17 protein-coding genes are annotated in these 14181 nt (G+C 38.8%); 7 read left to right on the plus strand and 10 right to left on the minus strand.

Features of this window, described 5'->3' with window-relative positions; all coding sequences use genetic code 11:
* The first annotated feature begins 414 nt into the window (after positions 1-414).
* Together rplU and rpmA are read left to right on the plus strand one after the other, a co-directional pair.
* Positions 415-723, plus strand: coding sequence for a 50S ribosomal protein L21 (gene rplU / locus ABJH98_RS00415; RefSeq protein WP_348305645.1), 309 nt, complete (start codon positions 415-417; stop codon positions 721-723).
* 9 nt (positions 724-732) lie between these two features.
* The gene (rpmA, locus tag ABJH98_RS00420) at positions 733-999 is read left to right on the plus strand and encodes a 50S ribosomal protein L27 (RefSeq protein WP_084373419.1); all 267 of its coding nucleotides are present in this window, start codon (positions 733-735) and stop codon (positions 997-999) included.
* A gap of 75 nt (positions 1000-1074) precedes the next feature.
* Here rpmA and ABJH98_RS00425 read toward each other — a convergent pair whose 3' ends face one another.
* Positions 1075-1890: a hypothetical protein gene (locus tag ABJH98_RS00425; RefSeq protein ID WP_348305646.1), complete on the minus strand. Its 816-nt coding sequence runs from the start codon at positions 1888-1890 to the stop codon at positions 1075-1077.
* A 521-nt stretch (positions 1891-2411) separates the two neighbouring features.
* Between ABJH98_RS00425 and ABJH98_RS00430 the strand changes: the two genes are divergently transcribed.
* On the plus strand, positions 2412-3425 hold the full coding sequence (locus ABJH98_RS00430) for a tetratricopeptide repeat protein (protein ID WP_348305647.1): 1014 nt from the start codon (positions 2412-2414) through the stop codon (positions 3423-3425).
* Here the strand turns inward: ABJH98_RS00430 and ABJH98_RS00435 are convergent.
* From ABJH98_RS00435 to ABJH98_RS00450, 4 genes are all read right to left on the minus strand, one after another.
* Positions 3422-4516, minus strand: a complete 1095-nt coding sequence (locus ABJH98_RS00435; RefSeq protein ID WP_348305648.1) for a ferredoxin--NADP reductase — start codon at positions 4514-4516, stop codon at positions 3422-3424. The two genes, ABJH98_RS00430 and ABJH98_RS00435, sit on opposite strands and share 4 nt — an antisense overlap.
* A gap of 275 nt (positions 4517-4791) precedes the next feature.
* The gene (locus ABJH98_RS00440) at positions 4792-5577 is read right to left on the minus strand and encodes an inositol monophosphatase family protein (RefSeq protein WP_348305649.1); all 786 of its coding nucleotides are present in this window, start codon (positions 5575-5577) and stop codon (positions 4792-4794) included.
* On the minus strand, positions 5574-6251 hold the full coding sequence (rsmI, locus tag ABJH98_RS00445) for a 16S rRNA (cytidine(1402)-2'-O)-methyltransferase (protein ID WP_348305650.1): 678 nt from the start codon (positions 6249-6251) through the stop codon (positions 5574-5576). The genes ABJH98_RS00440 and rsmI overlap by 4 nt, the downstream gene beginning before the upstream one ends.
* The gene (locus tag ABJH98_RS00450) at positions 6251-6484 is read right to left on the minus strand and encodes a 4a-hydroxytetrahydrobiopterin dehydratase (protein WP_348305769.1); all 234 of its coding nucleotides are present in this window, start codon (positions 6482-6484) and stop codon (positions 6251-6253) included. The genes rsmI and ABJH98_RS00450 overlap by 1 nt, the downstream gene beginning before the upstream one ends.
* A 100-nt stretch (positions 6485-6584) precedes the next feature.
* Here ABJH98_RS00450 and ABJH98_RS00455 point away from each other — a divergent pair, with 100 nt between their 5' ends.
* Positions 6585-7259 carry a hypothetical protein gene (locus ABJH98_RS00455; protein ID WP_348305651.1) on the plus strand — a complete coding sequence of 225 codons (675 nt, stop codon included), beginning with the start codon at positions 6585-6587 and terminating at the stop codon, positions 7257-7259.
* On the opposite strand, the gene ABJH98_RS00460 is transcribed toward ABJH98_RS00455, so the two are convergent.
* The 4 genes from ABJH98_RS00460 to nadC all read right to left on the minus strand — a co-directional run bounded on the left by ABJH98_RS00460 (position 7256) and on the right by nadC (position 10565).
* The gene (locus tag ABJH98_RS00460) at positions 7256-8578 is read right to left on the minus strand and encodes a TRAP transporter large permease subunit (RefSeq protein WP_348305652.1); all 1323 of its coding nucleotides are present in this window, start codon (positions 8576-8578) and stop codon (positions 7256-7258) included. The two genes, ABJH98_RS00455 and ABJH98_RS00460, sit on opposite strands and share 4 nt — an antisense overlap.
* Positions 8575-9081 carry a TRAP transporter small permease subunit gene (locus ABJH98_RS00465; RefSeq protein WP_348305653.1) on the minus strand — a complete coding sequence of 169 codons (507 nt, stop codon included), beginning with the start codon at positions 9079-9081 and terminating at the stop codon, positions 8575-8577. Before ABJH98_RS00465 ends, ABJH98_RS00460 begins: the two co-directional genes overlap by 4 nt.
* A 139-nt stretch (positions 9082-9220) precedes the next feature.
* Positions 9221-9697, minus strand: coding sequence for a YcxB family protein (locus tag ABJH98_RS00470; protein WP_348305654.1), 477 nt, complete (start codon positions 9695-9697; stop codon positions 9221-9223).
* A 7-nt stretch (positions 9698-9704) separates the two neighbouring features.
* A complete protein-coding gene (gene nadC / locus ABJH98_RS00475) occupies positions 9705-10565 on the minus strand; it encodes a carboxylating nicotinate-nucleotide diphosphorylase (protein ID WP_348305655.1) in 861 nt (286 codons plus the stop codon).
* Between the two features lie 134 nt (positions 10566-10699).
* Here nadC and ade point away from each other — a divergent pair, with 134 nt between their 5' ends.
* Together ade and ABJH98_RS00485 are read left to right on the plus strand one after the other, a co-directional pair.
* Complete coding sequence (gene ade, locus ABJH98_RS00480; protein ID WP_348305656.1) at positions 10700-12325, plus strand: adenine deaminase; 1626 nt, start codon at positions 10700-10702, stop codon at positions 12323-12325.
* Between the two features lie 15 nt (positions 12326-12340).
* Positions 12341-12943 carry a trimeric intracellular cation channel family protein gene (locus tag ABJH98_RS00485; protein WP_348305657.1) on the plus strand — a complete coding sequence of 201 codons (603 nt, stop codon included), beginning with the start codon at positions 12341-12343 and terminating at the stop codon, positions 12941-12943.
* Here ABJH98_RS00485 and ABJH98_RS00490 read toward each other — a convergent pair.
* Positions 12936-13445, minus strand: coding sequence for a hypothetical protein (locus tag ABJH98_RS00490; protein ID WP_348305658.1), 510 nt, complete (start codon positions 13443-13445; stop codon positions 12936-12938). The two genes, ABJH98_RS00485 and ABJH98_RS00490, sit on opposite strands and share 8 nt — an antisense overlap.
* Before the next feature lie 231 nt (positions 13446-13676).
* Here ABJH98_RS00490 and ABJH98_RS00495 point away from each other — a divergent pair, with 231 nt between their 5' ends.
* Positions 13677-14111: a DinB family protein gene (locus ABJH98_RS00495; protein WP_348305659.1), complete on the plus strand. Its 435-nt coding sequence runs from the start codon at positions 13677-13679 to the stop codon at positions 14109-14111.
* Positions 14112-14181 lie beyond the last annotated feature (70 nt).

Genomic DNA, 14181 nt, shown 5'->3' on the forward strand with positions numbered 1-14181 from the left:
GCTGTGACTAATGATGCTGATGTCAGTCATTACTCGCCTTTCTCGTGTTTTGCACAAGGCAAAACGGTGGTGTTCATTTTTCTATTGGGGTACTTGCTCTTTAGTGCGTCGAGTCCTTTGAACAAGCATTACAAATATGAAAAAAAGAAGGCGAAAAGACAAGGGTAGAATCAGGTCTAAAACTTGATTTTCAGTAGTCTAAAAAAAACATTTAAACGCTTGAAAAATAGCAAGTTGTAATGACCTATTTTAAACCATAACTTGTATTCATTTGCGCTTGAATCGGGGATAGAAAAAAGTTGATTTTTTTTTTATTTTTTTATGTCATCTAAATTGCTAGTAAAAGGGTTTGATTTCTGTCATATTAATTTTACTTTTGCAAACCAATTTTTAAAACTGGATTTATTACAAATTATGTACGCAATAGTTGATATAGCCGGTAAGCAGTTCAAAGTAACGCAAGATCAGTATGTTTACACTCCTCGTTTGGAGGGTGAAGCTGGCGCTTCCGTAGAGTTTGACCGTGTGTTGTTGATTGACAACGATGGAAAAGTCAAAGTAGGTGCCCCAACAGTGAAGGGTGCCAAAGTTTCAGGTAAAATCCTTGCTCAGGAGAAAGACGACAAAGTGATTGTCTTTAAGAAGAAGAGAAGAAAAGGATACAAGGTGAAAAATGGCCATAGACAGTCATTAACTAAAGTTTTAATCGAAAATATTAAATAATATAATACCATGGCACATAAGAAAGGAGCAGGTAGTTCGAAAAACGGAAGAGAATCCCATAGTAAACGATTGGGAGTGAAGATATTTGGTGGGCAAGACATCATTGCTGGAAACATCATTGTAAGACAAAGAGGAACCACTCATCATCCAGGAGAAAATGTTGGAATGGGTAAAGACCACACTTTGTTTGCTTTGACTGACGGTGTAGTTGAGTTCAAAAAAGGAAGACAAAACAGATCTTTCGTTTCAGTAGTAACACCTGAAGCAAAAGCTTAATTAGTCTACTTAAGACATAAAAAAAGCCATCCCGATAGCTATCGAGATGGCTTTTCTTGTTTCAACACTTTCTTGCTAAGATGCTTCCTCTTCTTCCAGTTTGCTCAAGTCAAATTCTTTGAGAAATTTTTGAGCTTCATTCAGGTTTTGGAATTCGAAATTTTTGACTTGGCCACCCGTGGTATGTATGTCCACCTTAACCATCACCACTCTAGGGCCTTCACTCAATGGGTCTTCGACGAATCGTGTAGCTTCAGTAATTTTGAAATCACTAGCAGATTTCTGCATAGATAATTTTACTGTTCGTCTTTTTATTCTTTTGCAATACGAGCATTTGTAATGTTTGATTAGTTCACCCTCTTCATAGTGGGATGCCTCTTGAGTGATTTCCTCTTTTTCAAGTCTTAAAGTTTGGAATCCGCATCGATCACACTCCATTGCATGCAACCTACCTTCATACTTTTCGATATGAGAATCTCCAGAATCTACATCTATCCAGACGTCATAATCTACAGAAAACACATCTTCTTCCGCCTGCATTCCTTCGTCCAAATAGGCATCCTCATCCTCTTCGCTTAGCAATTTCATGGTATTGCCAGTTTTAGGATTGATTCGTGGCTGATATCTGTAAATTTTCAAACGTTTCGCTTGTTGAGACGGGTAATAAAACTTCAACATCAACAGTGCTACATAACCGTATAGTACGCCAATACAAAGTGCAATAAACAGTCTAATCCAAAACCACATAAATGAATGTGTTAGCCCATCCGCCTCATAAGTATTACATATAAAAAATATGGAAATTGCTACTGCTATGTGAGCACTAAGCAAAAATCCATATTCCCTTTTACTTACCAGGTCATATTTATCCTTGAGTACCTTGGTACTCATCAGCTTAATTTTATAAAAAACAAATATAAAAATGCCAAGACCCAGAAATGCAGGGGAAAGAATAATCATGGCATTGTTCCAGGTTGTCAAAAAATTTATGGTTGATTCACTCATTATTATTGTATTAGTTGATTCTAGAAATTCACTTTCTTCAATATTAGATGCTACAAACAATCTGTCCCACTGAAAAAGCTAAAGTTAAAAAAAATAAAATATCGCAGTCGTTCTGATTACATGATTTTAACACCAATAAAACGTTGAACCTGTAGGTAGACAAAAAAATATTTTGTCGAATGATGGAAACAAGATTTTCAATTGTTCAATAAAAAAGGATTAAAACAAGTTAAATAAGTAAGAACCAACCACTAAAAATTTATTTTTATTAGAAATCGACAATGTAATTATTAGCATTATGATAATGATACATTAGATTTGATAATGAAAAGTTCGAAATAGATTCGATTAGAACCTTAAATGGTTTTTATTGGATTATTTAAAGATTACAAAATCAATAGCATACAGTGAAGCAAAAAATTATTGGTATTGTACTGGTTATCTTTTATTTGAGCAGCTGCATTCAAATAGAAAACACTTCAGACACACAAGTCAAAAAATCCATTGTGTCTGACGTTTCTAATTTAGGCGCTGAGGTAGTGGGAGAAACAGAGCACGAAGCAGTTTCGCTACTTGGCAAGAAATTATTTCCTCCACCACTGCCAGACAAGATTCTAGCCAAGAGGCAAAAAGAACTTGAAACAACTGAAGAGAGTTTCAATAACAATCCAGACAGCCTCAACAATATAATATGGTATGGGCGAAGATTGGCTTATCTATATCAATACAAATATGCCATCCAAATTTACACTCTAGGGCTTAACAAATTTCCTGAATCCTATAAACTATATAGACACAGAGGACATCGATATTTAACAATTCGCCAGTTTGACAAGGCCATTCAAGATTTAGAAAAAGCAGTGTTCTATTCCAGAAATACTCCCATTGAGATGGAAGTGGATGGTTTGCCTAACAGAAGGAATATTCCACGAAATTCGGTTCAGTACAACATCTGGTATCACCTTGGGCTTGCCTACTATATGAAAGGTAACTATGATAAAAGTGTGTCTGCTTTTAAAAAATGTCTTTCTATTTCGAATAATGATGATATGCTTGTGGCAGCGTCTGATTGGTTGTATATGACCTATAGAAAATTAGGGAATAACGATGCCGCTGAGCTACTGCTGGAACCAATCAAACCAAAAATGAACGTGATTGAGAACTACGGATATCACAATAGGTTACTCTTATATAAAGGCATTAAAAAACCTGAACAACTATTCAAATTAGATGAAGAAGGTCAAAACGCGATTGACGATATGACTTTAGGTTATGGAGTGGGCAATTGGTATTACTACAATGGCAAAACCGAACAAGCCTTAGAAATTTTCAACCTTATGATGGACAGCCCTTATTGGCAAGCCTTTGGGTACATTGCAGCCGAAGTAGAACTTAGCAATGCGAATGTAAGTGGGTCTTAACCGATTTCCACTTTGACGTCATCACTTTCTGGGTGACCCACACACAACAAAACGTATCCTTCAGCTTTTTCTTCATCTGAGAGACCATCATCTTCGTCCATTTTGATGGTGCCTTCTAGACATTTGCCTCTACAGGCCGTACACAACCCACTTTGACAAGAGTAGGGCATGTCGATATTACGATCTAGCCCCGCTTCTAATATGGTTTTGTTAGCTGGTACCTCATAAGTGTACTCCTCACCTTCTAATATGATGGTAACTTCCTTTGTCCCATTTGCATCCGCTATAATAGCGCTAGGAGATGTATTACCTGCCACAAAACTCTCTTTGAATTTTTTATCTTCAGGGATTTTGAGTTCTTCCAGTGTTTCCCAAACAATATTCATCAACGGCTCTGGACCACAAGTCATAAATGAGAGATCTGAATATTCTTCACTTTTTAATTCGGTAATGATAGCCATCAATTTTTCTTTGGTCATGTATCCAACATGCCCATTCCATTCGGCTGGAGGTGTTTCTAGGAAATGCACAACATCCAAACGTCCATTGTACTGCTCTTGCAATCCTTCTATAACATTTTTAAATATAATCGAATCAATATCTCTGTTGGCGTAAACCAAAGACACTTTACTTTCTGGTTCGTTTTTCAACAAGGACTTGGCGATTGACATCAATGGGGTCACCCCGCTTCCTCCTCCAAACAGAAATACTTGTTTTTTGTTGGATTCATTAATATCCAAAACAAAAGAACCCATAGGTTCCATGATTTGGATCGTGTCACCAGCTTTAACTTCATTGTTGATGTAATTCGACATGATACCTCCATCTACTGCCTTCACAGTTACAGCTGGCAACTCACCCAAAGAAGGTGCGCTACACAATGAATAGGCTCTTCTCACTTTTTTACCATTGATGGTCAGAATCAACGTAATAAACTGTCCTGGTTGGTAATTGAGCTCACCATTTTCTGGCTGCTCAAAAACAAGAGTTACAGCGTCGTTAGTCTCTTTAACCACCTCTTTTACTGTCAAGCTGATATACCTTGAGTCAGTATTTTCCTTCTTCTTTTTCTTAAAAAAACTAAATGCCATTGTGATTTATGCTAAAAAAGTTTTCGCTCTATGTTTCGAACTAGTAATTTAGGAGTGCAAATTTAAACGCTAATTGGCTGTCGCCAAAATCATTTAATAGACTTAATTGATGAGCCAATTTGAATTGTTCTTGATTCGGACAGTTCGCAGTTTCCACATCCTTTTGGACAACCGTCCTTTGCGGTAAATTCCAAGTAAATTTTTTTAGCCACAAACAAAGTAGCCAGACTGAACATCATCCAAATCAATATCTCTTGTATCATTTCAAAGCAAAATTACCAGTGCTTTTTGATAATCGCTAGCATTTCCGCATGTATCGTATTGGCAGCTAGAATTTCACGTCCAAAAAGATAGTCGTCTCCACCAGAAAAATCGGTGACAGTTCCACCCGCCTCTTGCACAATCAAAGCACCTGCTGCAATATCCCAAGGATTCAAATTATATTCGAAGTAACCTTCGTATCTACCGAGTCCTACATACACCAAATCAATAGCAGCGCTACCTAAACGACGAAGGCCGTGAGCATTCTGCATCAGTTCGTTCAAAATGAGCTGATATTGTGGCATTCTTTCAAAGTCATAATACGGAAATCCAGTCGCCAAAAGACTATCCCCCAAAGTTGGTAATTTGGACACTTGGATTGGTTTGCCATTGCAAAAAGTCCCGCCATTTTGATAAGCATGAAAGCAATCGTTTCGCCCAATATCAAAGACTACTCCTGATAAAATTTCCTTTCCTTTGACCAAAGCTATGCTCGTAGAATAAATAGGCAATCCATGAATGAAATTAGTAGTGCCGTCTAATGGGTCTATAATCCATTTGAACTCTGCGTTGGATTCTTTCTCAGTCCCCTCTTCGGTGATGAATCCAGCTTCTGGAAGAATTTTTTTAAGCTGCTCCACCATCATTTTTTCAGCTTCTTTATCTACGTAGGAAACCAAGTCATTTTTTCCTTTGAGTTCTACGTCATCATAATCAAATGTTTCTGCTTCCTTTTTTATGAATGCTCCACATGATAATGAAAGGTCTACTACTTGTTGTGTGATGTCTTTGAGATTCATTTTCCTGCAATTATCACTACTATTTCTCCTTTTATTTTTTGCTCTCCAAAGTGGTCAACAATTTCCTGAAGGCTACCGTTCACAGTTTCTTCATATAATTTAGTTAATTCTCGAGACACAGACGCCTGTCGGTCAAAACCTAAAGTCTCGCCGAATTGTTTGAGTGCCTTAACCAAACGGTGTGGTGACTCATAGAATATCATAGTTCTCGATTCTTCTACTAAGGATTGTAACCGAGTTTGTCTACCTTTTTTTTGTGGTAAAAACCCTTCGAATACAAAACGATCGCTAGGAAGCCCAGAAGCTACCAAAGCTGGAACAAACGCAGTAGCACCAGGCAAACACTCCAGTTTCACCTCAGCTTTCAAACATTCACGAACCAACAAAAAGCCAGGGTCGCTGATGGCGGGTGTACCTGCATCAGAAACCAATGCCATAGTTTTACCTGCTTTGAACTCTTCAATTAGATTCTCAACTTGTTTATGCTCATTGAAGATATGATAGCTTTTAAGTTGACTCTTGATATCATAATGTTTCAGCAACGTACCAGTTGTACGCGTGTCTTCAGCGAGTATTATATCCACAGTCTTCAGCACTTCCAACGCACGTAAAGTAATATCAGCCAAATTGCCAATAGGAGTTGGAACTAGGTAGAGGGATGCGTTGAATTCCATTAGTCTGTCAAAGAGTCTATCACCTGAGCCAATTTTCTATCCTTTTCGGTCACGATATTACCGGCATCATGAGTGGAAAGGGTAATTGTCACTTGATTATACACATTGGACCAATTGGGATGATGGTTCATTTTTTCAGCTTCAATGGCCACTTTAGTCATAAACCCAAAGGCCTCTGTGAAATTCTTGAATTTGAATGTTTTTGAAAGGGTGTCGTTTTCTTCTTGCCACATAATCGTAAAAATAGGTAGATACTTCACCAAAGTTATAAACTTTAAGAAAGTTCATGGATTTGGTTACCAAATGTCATTCTGGCTTTATTATCATTGCGCGATGTTAGAAACACCTTCTATAGAATTGCTCGGCCTTCAGGTGACAGAACCAATGACCTGGATCACCAATTGGATGGTGGCCACCGCCTGTTTAGTCTTTGGTCATAAGCTCTTTTACGACGAGCAAGCAGACATTTCTCAAAAATTCTGGGCGTTGTTTTTTCTATTTATGGGGCTTGCGTCATTTACTGGGGGTATCGCACACGGATTTATCCAATATGTGGGACATAAATTTCATCATGTGGCTTGGCTCTTGAGCGGTATTGGTATTTTTTGTGCTCAATTAGCTGTACTGCCTTTCATTGAACATGCAAAAGTCAGATCTTTTGTAAGAATATTCTGTTATGCTCAGCTGATGATCATGTCTGCCTCAGTTCTAATATTTCAGCATTTTTCTAGTGTTTTGATAGATTCGATTGTTGGACTTATAGGGATTGTTATTCCTGTTTCAATCGCACATTTCGCCCGATATAAGGACAAAAGATCAATATTGGTTATCGTAGGCATTCTTACAAATCTTATCCCTGCCTTTATCCACTTATTGAAATTTTCCATCAATGAATGGTTCAATTTTAATGATATCAGTCATGTCGTGATGATTGGCTGCTTTTATGTAATGTTTAAAGCTGCAAAGGCCAATACATCAGCATCTCATGCTATGGTCAGTGTTAATTAATGGGCTAGTAGATCAGGTAGCCAACTCACTATTTCTGGAAATATAATTACTGCAATGAGTAGTACTATTTGAATAATTACAAATGGCACAATTCCCCGGTAAAGATGACTAGTCTTAATTTCTGGTGGAGCCACACCCTTGAGATAAAATAGGGAAAACCCAAATGGTGGAGTGAGGAAACTAGTCTGCAAATTGAGCGCGATCAATATGCCAATCCAAATCAAGTCCACACCCATAGCCGAAAAGATAGGTGCTGCCACTGGTACGATGATGAAGATGATTTCGATAAAATCAATAAAAAAACCAGCTACTAATACAACAAGTAAAACAACTGCAAGAAAGAGGTGAGGCGACAATCCTCCCTGTGTTATCAAATCAGATAGCAAACGATCTCCACCCATCGCTCTGAATACCAATGAAAATGAAGTGGCTCCAACCAAAATCATAAAAACCATACAGGTCAAAAATGTTGTGTCGCGCATCACTTCTTTGAGAATGGTCAAGCTAAATTTCTTTTGAACGACTGTGAGCGCAATTGAACCAATAGCTCCTACTGCAGCCGCTTCTGTAGGTGATGCAATTCCCGCGAAAATAGAACCCAACACAAGCAAGATCAACAGGAAAGGCAGTACAAAGGCTACTATGATTTTCTTCCACGCCCCTTCAGACCAAAAATTTTCGCGCTCCTCTTTTGAAATACTTGGAGCTGCATCAGGCTTCAGATATGATACGGCAATAATGTAAATGATATACAATCCAACCAAAATTACCCCAGGCACTATGGCAGCGGTAAACAAATCCCCTACTGACACATTCAGCACGGTACCTAAAAGAACCAACACCACAGAGGGCGGAATAATTTGACCCAAAGTTCCCGAAGAAGCAATAGTACCTGTGGCTAATGTTGGCGAATAACCTCGCTTAAGCATCGTAGGCAAGCTGATCATTCCCATGGTGATAACTGTAGCTCCCACAATGCCAGTCGAAGCTGCTAACATACCACCCACAATTACAACTGACACCGCTAGTCCCCCTTTCATTCTGCCAAAAAGGCTGGCCATCGTATCAAGCAGGCTTTCAGCCAAACCAGATTTCTCTAGCATAATACCCATGAAGACAAACAATGGCACGGCAATCAACACAAAATTGTGCATCGTTCCATAAATACGGAGTGAAAGCAGGTAGAAAAAGTCAATGTCGTAGATCAATACACCTGCCAAAATAGAAAGTCCACCCAGAGTAAAAGCTACAGGATAACCAAACAAAATCAGCAAAAAAACCAGCGCAAAAAGTAAGAGAGGCAGATATTCGGAAATCATTCGGCTGGTCGATTAAGTATAGTTAATAGCGAAGAAAGTCCTTCTGAAATAGCTTGAATGAATAACAAAAAAGCGCCAATAGGAATAGTAGATTTAATGATAAATCGATGTGGCAATCCTCCGGGCTCTGGGCTCGATTCTGAAATTTCCCAAGCATCAAGGGCAAATGGAATAGATGTTTGAATGACGACTAGACAAAATGGAATCAGGAAAATCAAAGTGCCAATTAGATTGACCCACGCTTTTTTATTATCGCTAAATCTAGAATAGAAGACGTCGACACGAACGTGTTTGTCATGCTTGAGTGCATAGGCCGATCCCAATAAAAACAAGGTGGCAAACAAGTGCCATTCCAGTTCTTGATTAGCCGAGCTGCTCCAATTGAATACATACCTTAATAATACATCCATCCCAATTAAGACCACCAAAACTAGACTGATCCAAGAGACCCATTGTCCTGTTTTTTCAGTGAACTGATTGATATATTGAATAAGCTTATTCATAATAATTCAGTCCGCAAAATAGGTAGATTTTTCATGATAGCAAGTACTTAATGATTTTGGGTAAAACACTCCAAAGTTCAGGCACAAAAAAACCACTTCAATCGCTTGAAGTGGTTTTCACATTAACTTTTCTCAAAAATTACTCTTTTATATATCCTTTTCTTTTCAAGATAGTCTCTACGAATTTGATCTCGTTGTTAGAATTGAAAATTCTGTGTGGTAAGTGCACATGTTGTGCTTTGTTGATCGTCAAAAGAAAGTGATCCTTGCCAGCTACGGCTCTTTTGATGTTTTCCCATTTCATGGGCATACCTTGTTTGCTGTTTAGTTTGATTAAAATCTGCTGACTATTGATTTCATAGCTCAGTTTTTCAAACATAAACTTGCCTTGCTCCAACTGTGAGATTCCGGCAAACTGGATCAACCAAAACAAGATATACAAGGTCAGTGCGATACTTGCACCAGTAATCCACCAGTGGTTTGGAATCCAGAAATACCCGGCACAAATCGCCAAATAAATCAACAGTACCCACCATTGGTCTTTAATCAAATTGCCAAATGCCAACTTCACATACGTCCCTGTGGTCATTTGATATTTTTTAGTCTTTACATTCATTCTTGTTCTACTTTACTGCTTTCAAACTAATATCTAAACTTGTATAAGAGTGTGTCAGAGCCCCAATAGAAATATAATCTACACCAGTCTCCGCCATCTCTTTAATATTTTTTTCTGTAATTCCTCCAGATGCTTCCGTCTTGCATTTACCTCCTATGATTTGGATGGCTTCTCGCATAGCAGACGGCAACATGTTGTCCAGCATTATCACATCTACACCGCCCACCTCAATGGCATCTCGAACTTCATCAAGGTTTCTGGTTTCTACTTCTATCCTTAAATCTTTGTCGTTGTCGGCCAAATATTTTTTTGTACTGGCAACAGCTGCTTTTATACCTCCTGCATAATCAACATGGTTATCCTTCAACATCACCATATCGTACAAACCGAACCTGTGGTTCTCTCCTCCACCGATCTTCACTGCCCACTTTTCACAAATTCTGAAATTAGGTGCCGTTTTTCGCGTATCGAGCAATTGAGCGTGTGTATGCTTAATCATGTCGGTAAGTTCGCGTGTATACGTAGCAATCCCACTCATGCGTTGCATGCAATTCAATACTAATCTTTCTGTAGAAAGAATTGACCTTGCCTTTCCTTTTACTGTTAAGCCTACTTCTCCTTCTGAAACCACATCACCATCTTGCTTCAGTACAGTGACTTCAAGTTCAGGATCAAATCGCTTAAAAATCCATTCAGCCAACTGAATACCAGCTATCACACCATCACCTTTAATCAACAATCGTGCTTCTTGCTCCAAGTCCTCTGGTATGGAAGACAAGGTGCTGTGATCACCATCTCCAATGTCCTCTTTGAGGGCGGAGTCAATAAACTTAAATATGGCCTTTTTGGTCAGATACTTAATTTTCATTGTTGACTTGAGTTTTCGGCTGCTGTGATCGGCAAAAATATACAACTGATACTTATTGAAACAATGAATTAATGGTTTATTGACCCAATCAATCAATTAGTCATTAACTTCATTCCTAAATAACAAAAAGCTATATGAATCAGGTATCCGGCCAACTTATTGACATCACAAACCGATCGATCTTCCCTGCCATTGTTTATTTTGAAAATGGCGTCATTCAGAAAATAGAAAAGACCAACCAAGCACCAAATCAATACATTTTACCAGGATTTGTAGACGCCCATGTGCATGTAGAAAGTTCTATGTTGGTTCCTTCGGAATTTGGTCGGCTGGCGGTGGTGCATGGCACAGTCGGCACCATTTCAGACCCTCACGAAATCGGCAACGTACTTGGTGTAGAAGGGGTGGAATACATGATCGAAAATGGAAAGAAGATCAATTTCAAATTTCATTTTGGTGCACCTTCTTGCGTACCGGCCACCACTTTCGAAACGGCAGGAGCAGAAATCTCAGTAGATGACGTAGAATATCTACTCAAAAAACCAGAAATCAATTACCTAGCGGAAATGATGAATTGGCCTGGCGTGCTGTTCAATGATGAAACTGTATTTGCCAAAATCGCTAAAGCCAAAGCCTTAGGTAAACCTGTTGATGGGCATGCTCCTGGTGTGCAAGGCGAACAAGCCAAAACTTACGCCGCAGCTGGCATCAGCACGGATCACGAATGTTTTACGATAGAAGAAGCACAGGACAAACTAGACTGCGGTATGAAAATTTTGATCCGTGAAGGGAGTGCGGCCAAGAATTTTGAAGCGTTGATTCCCCTTCTGGACAAGAACTACGAGCAAATCATGTTCTGTTCTGATGACAAGCATCCAGACAATCTGGTAGAAGGTCATGTCAATCTATTGGTGAAAAGAGCTTTAGCCAAAGGCAATGATTTGTATAAAACATTGCAAGCGGCTTGCATCAATCCTGTCAAGCACTACAACATGAATGTAGGCTTGCTGCAAGAGAATGATCCTGCGGACTTTATTGTGATCGACAATCCTGACGATTTCAATATCCAGCAGACCTGGATCAATGGAGAGCTTGTAGCAGAATCTGGTAAATCCAACATCCCAAAAGTGGAAAACAAAGTCATCAACAATTTTGAATGTCAACCGAAGACTACCGAGCAATTCAAAGTAGAAATCAAAGGCAGTAAAGTGCAAGTAATGGAAGCCTTAGACGGCCAATTGATAACGAATTTATTGTCGTTCGATAATTCTCTAATCAACAATCCCAATCAGACCAATACGGATGAAGATATTCTCAAAGTAACAGTAGTCAATCGCTACAAAGAAGCCCCTCCAGCCATCGGATACATCAAGAATATTGGATTGAAGGAAGGGGCAATTGCCTCCTCAGTCGGTCATGATTCGCATAATATCATAGCCGTGGGAGTAGACGATGACTCTATCGCCAAGGCCGTGAATTTGATCATCGCAGCTAAAGGAGGTGTATCCGCAGTGGGCAAAGGAGAAGAACATCTCCTTGAACTTCCAGTCGCAGGCATCATGTCTGAAAAAGATGGTTATGAGTTAGCTCGTGCCTACAGCCAAATTGATGCTTTTGCCAAGTCCTTGGGCTCTCCGCTAAATTCACCCTTTATGACCTTGTCATTCATGGCACTGCTCGTGATCCCAAAAGCCAAGATGAGCGACCTTGGATTTTTTGACGGAGAGGCGTTTAAGTTTATCGATGTATTTACTGACTAAACATATATTCGCGTTATGGACCTGATATACACACTCAATATTATTGGAACATTCGTTTTTGCGATATCTGGGGCACTTACCGCTTCGGAGAAAAAAATGGACGCGTTTGGTTCGGCTGTCATTGCACTCATTACAGCCTTGGGCGGTGGAACTTTGCGTGATATTTTAATTGGTAGCCAACCCGTCGGTTGGTTGCTAGACCCCAATTATCTATATACGGTTTTGGCGGCGTTAGCTTTTAGCTACTTTTTCAAAAAATGGATAATGAAGTTGACACGAACCATGTTTCTATTTGACACCATTGGTATCGGGCTCTTTGCTGTATTGGGTATGCAAAAGACACTTTCTTTTGGCCTTTCCCCTGCCATTGCGATTATGATGGGCGCTGTTTCGGCCGTCTTCGGTGGTGTACTTCGCGATGTACTCTCCAATCGTGTCCCGCTTATATTCAGGAAAGAAATTTATGCCACCGCCTGTCTCGCTGGTGCTACTTTATACTATGGATTAACTTTTACTTCTTTGCCGGAAAATGCCTCATTATGGATTGCTATGGTAGTAGTGATGGGTATTAGGATTCTCGCAGTAAAGAGGGGTTGGGGTTTGCCTGGAATTAGATAGCATGTATAATGGTGTAGGTTAATCTAAAAAACAAAAGTACATATACCAACCAAACCCATCGCGTAAATGCTGCAGTAAGCATAACTGCTATAAATACTAATCGAACTATCAATTTTAAGCCGAATTCGAAATCCACTACAAAATGAGAAGCTACAAATATGGAAAGTAATATCATCAGCAACTTGAATCTTTTATTGAAGTAGTCTCGAATATCCAAGTCCGCCTTACTTTCAGGAGTATATACATGGGCGGCCATTAGAAATATTAGAGGAGAGAAGAGGTAGGTCAAAAAAATAAAATACGACTGATAAGTATTTTCCAACTGCGAGAAAAACTGATAGAAGTTGTAGAAGGCTACTTCAAGCATCATTATCCCCGTTAAGATAAAAGGGATGAAAGGTTTTTTGTCTTCAAAAAATATTCTCCAGGGGGATACTAATTCAGCTATGGCAATACCATAAACCAACAGCGGTAAAATGGCAAAATATTCTTGTGGCTCCATAATTTAATATTCGATTATAATATTTTGGAAATTTAAGGTAAATCATAAACATGCTTTGGCAAGAATCCTATTTAAAGGTTATCAATTAGATACTTATTAGGCAAAACAAAACATCCTTGAAGGCAAGCAAAGCTTGAATTATATTGTTAGTGAATATTCGATCCTTTCATGAACTATATACTTTTTTAATTTCACATTAGGTCATCTTTGGACACACAAAACCAAATAATCATGACCGAAGCATTAGCCAAACAACTCACTCAAATCGTAGCGCACTCACTAAAGCAATTTGAATCGATATCAGCAGAAGATTGGAATAATAAACCCACTCCTGAAAAATGGAGTAAAAAAGAAATTTTAGGACATCTGGCCGATTCCGCGATGAACAACATCCACCGCTTTATCCGCATCAAACAAGGTGACCAAACGAACATTTGGTACGATCAAAATTTCTGGGTGAAAACCAGTGACTACGAACATCAGAATTTGCAAGCAGTCAAAACACTTTGGAAATCCTTGAACGTTCAAATTGCCCGAGTATGGAAAAAAATAAATGACGTTGATCTGCAGAAAACCATTCCTGTGAAAGATGAAACTCCAACCCTTCAATTTTTGATGGAAGATTATATCGATCACCTCAATCATCATTTGAAGCAGATACTTTAAGCCCTTTGTATTTATATTTTAAGATAATAACTTGCAGCTCTTACTATTTTATAGTGGGTAAGTAAATCAT

The organism is Reichenbachiella sp. (genome assembly GCF_039969095.1).
GTDB lineage: Bacteria > Bacteroidota > Bacteroidia > Cytophagales > Cyclobacteriaceae > Reichenbachiella.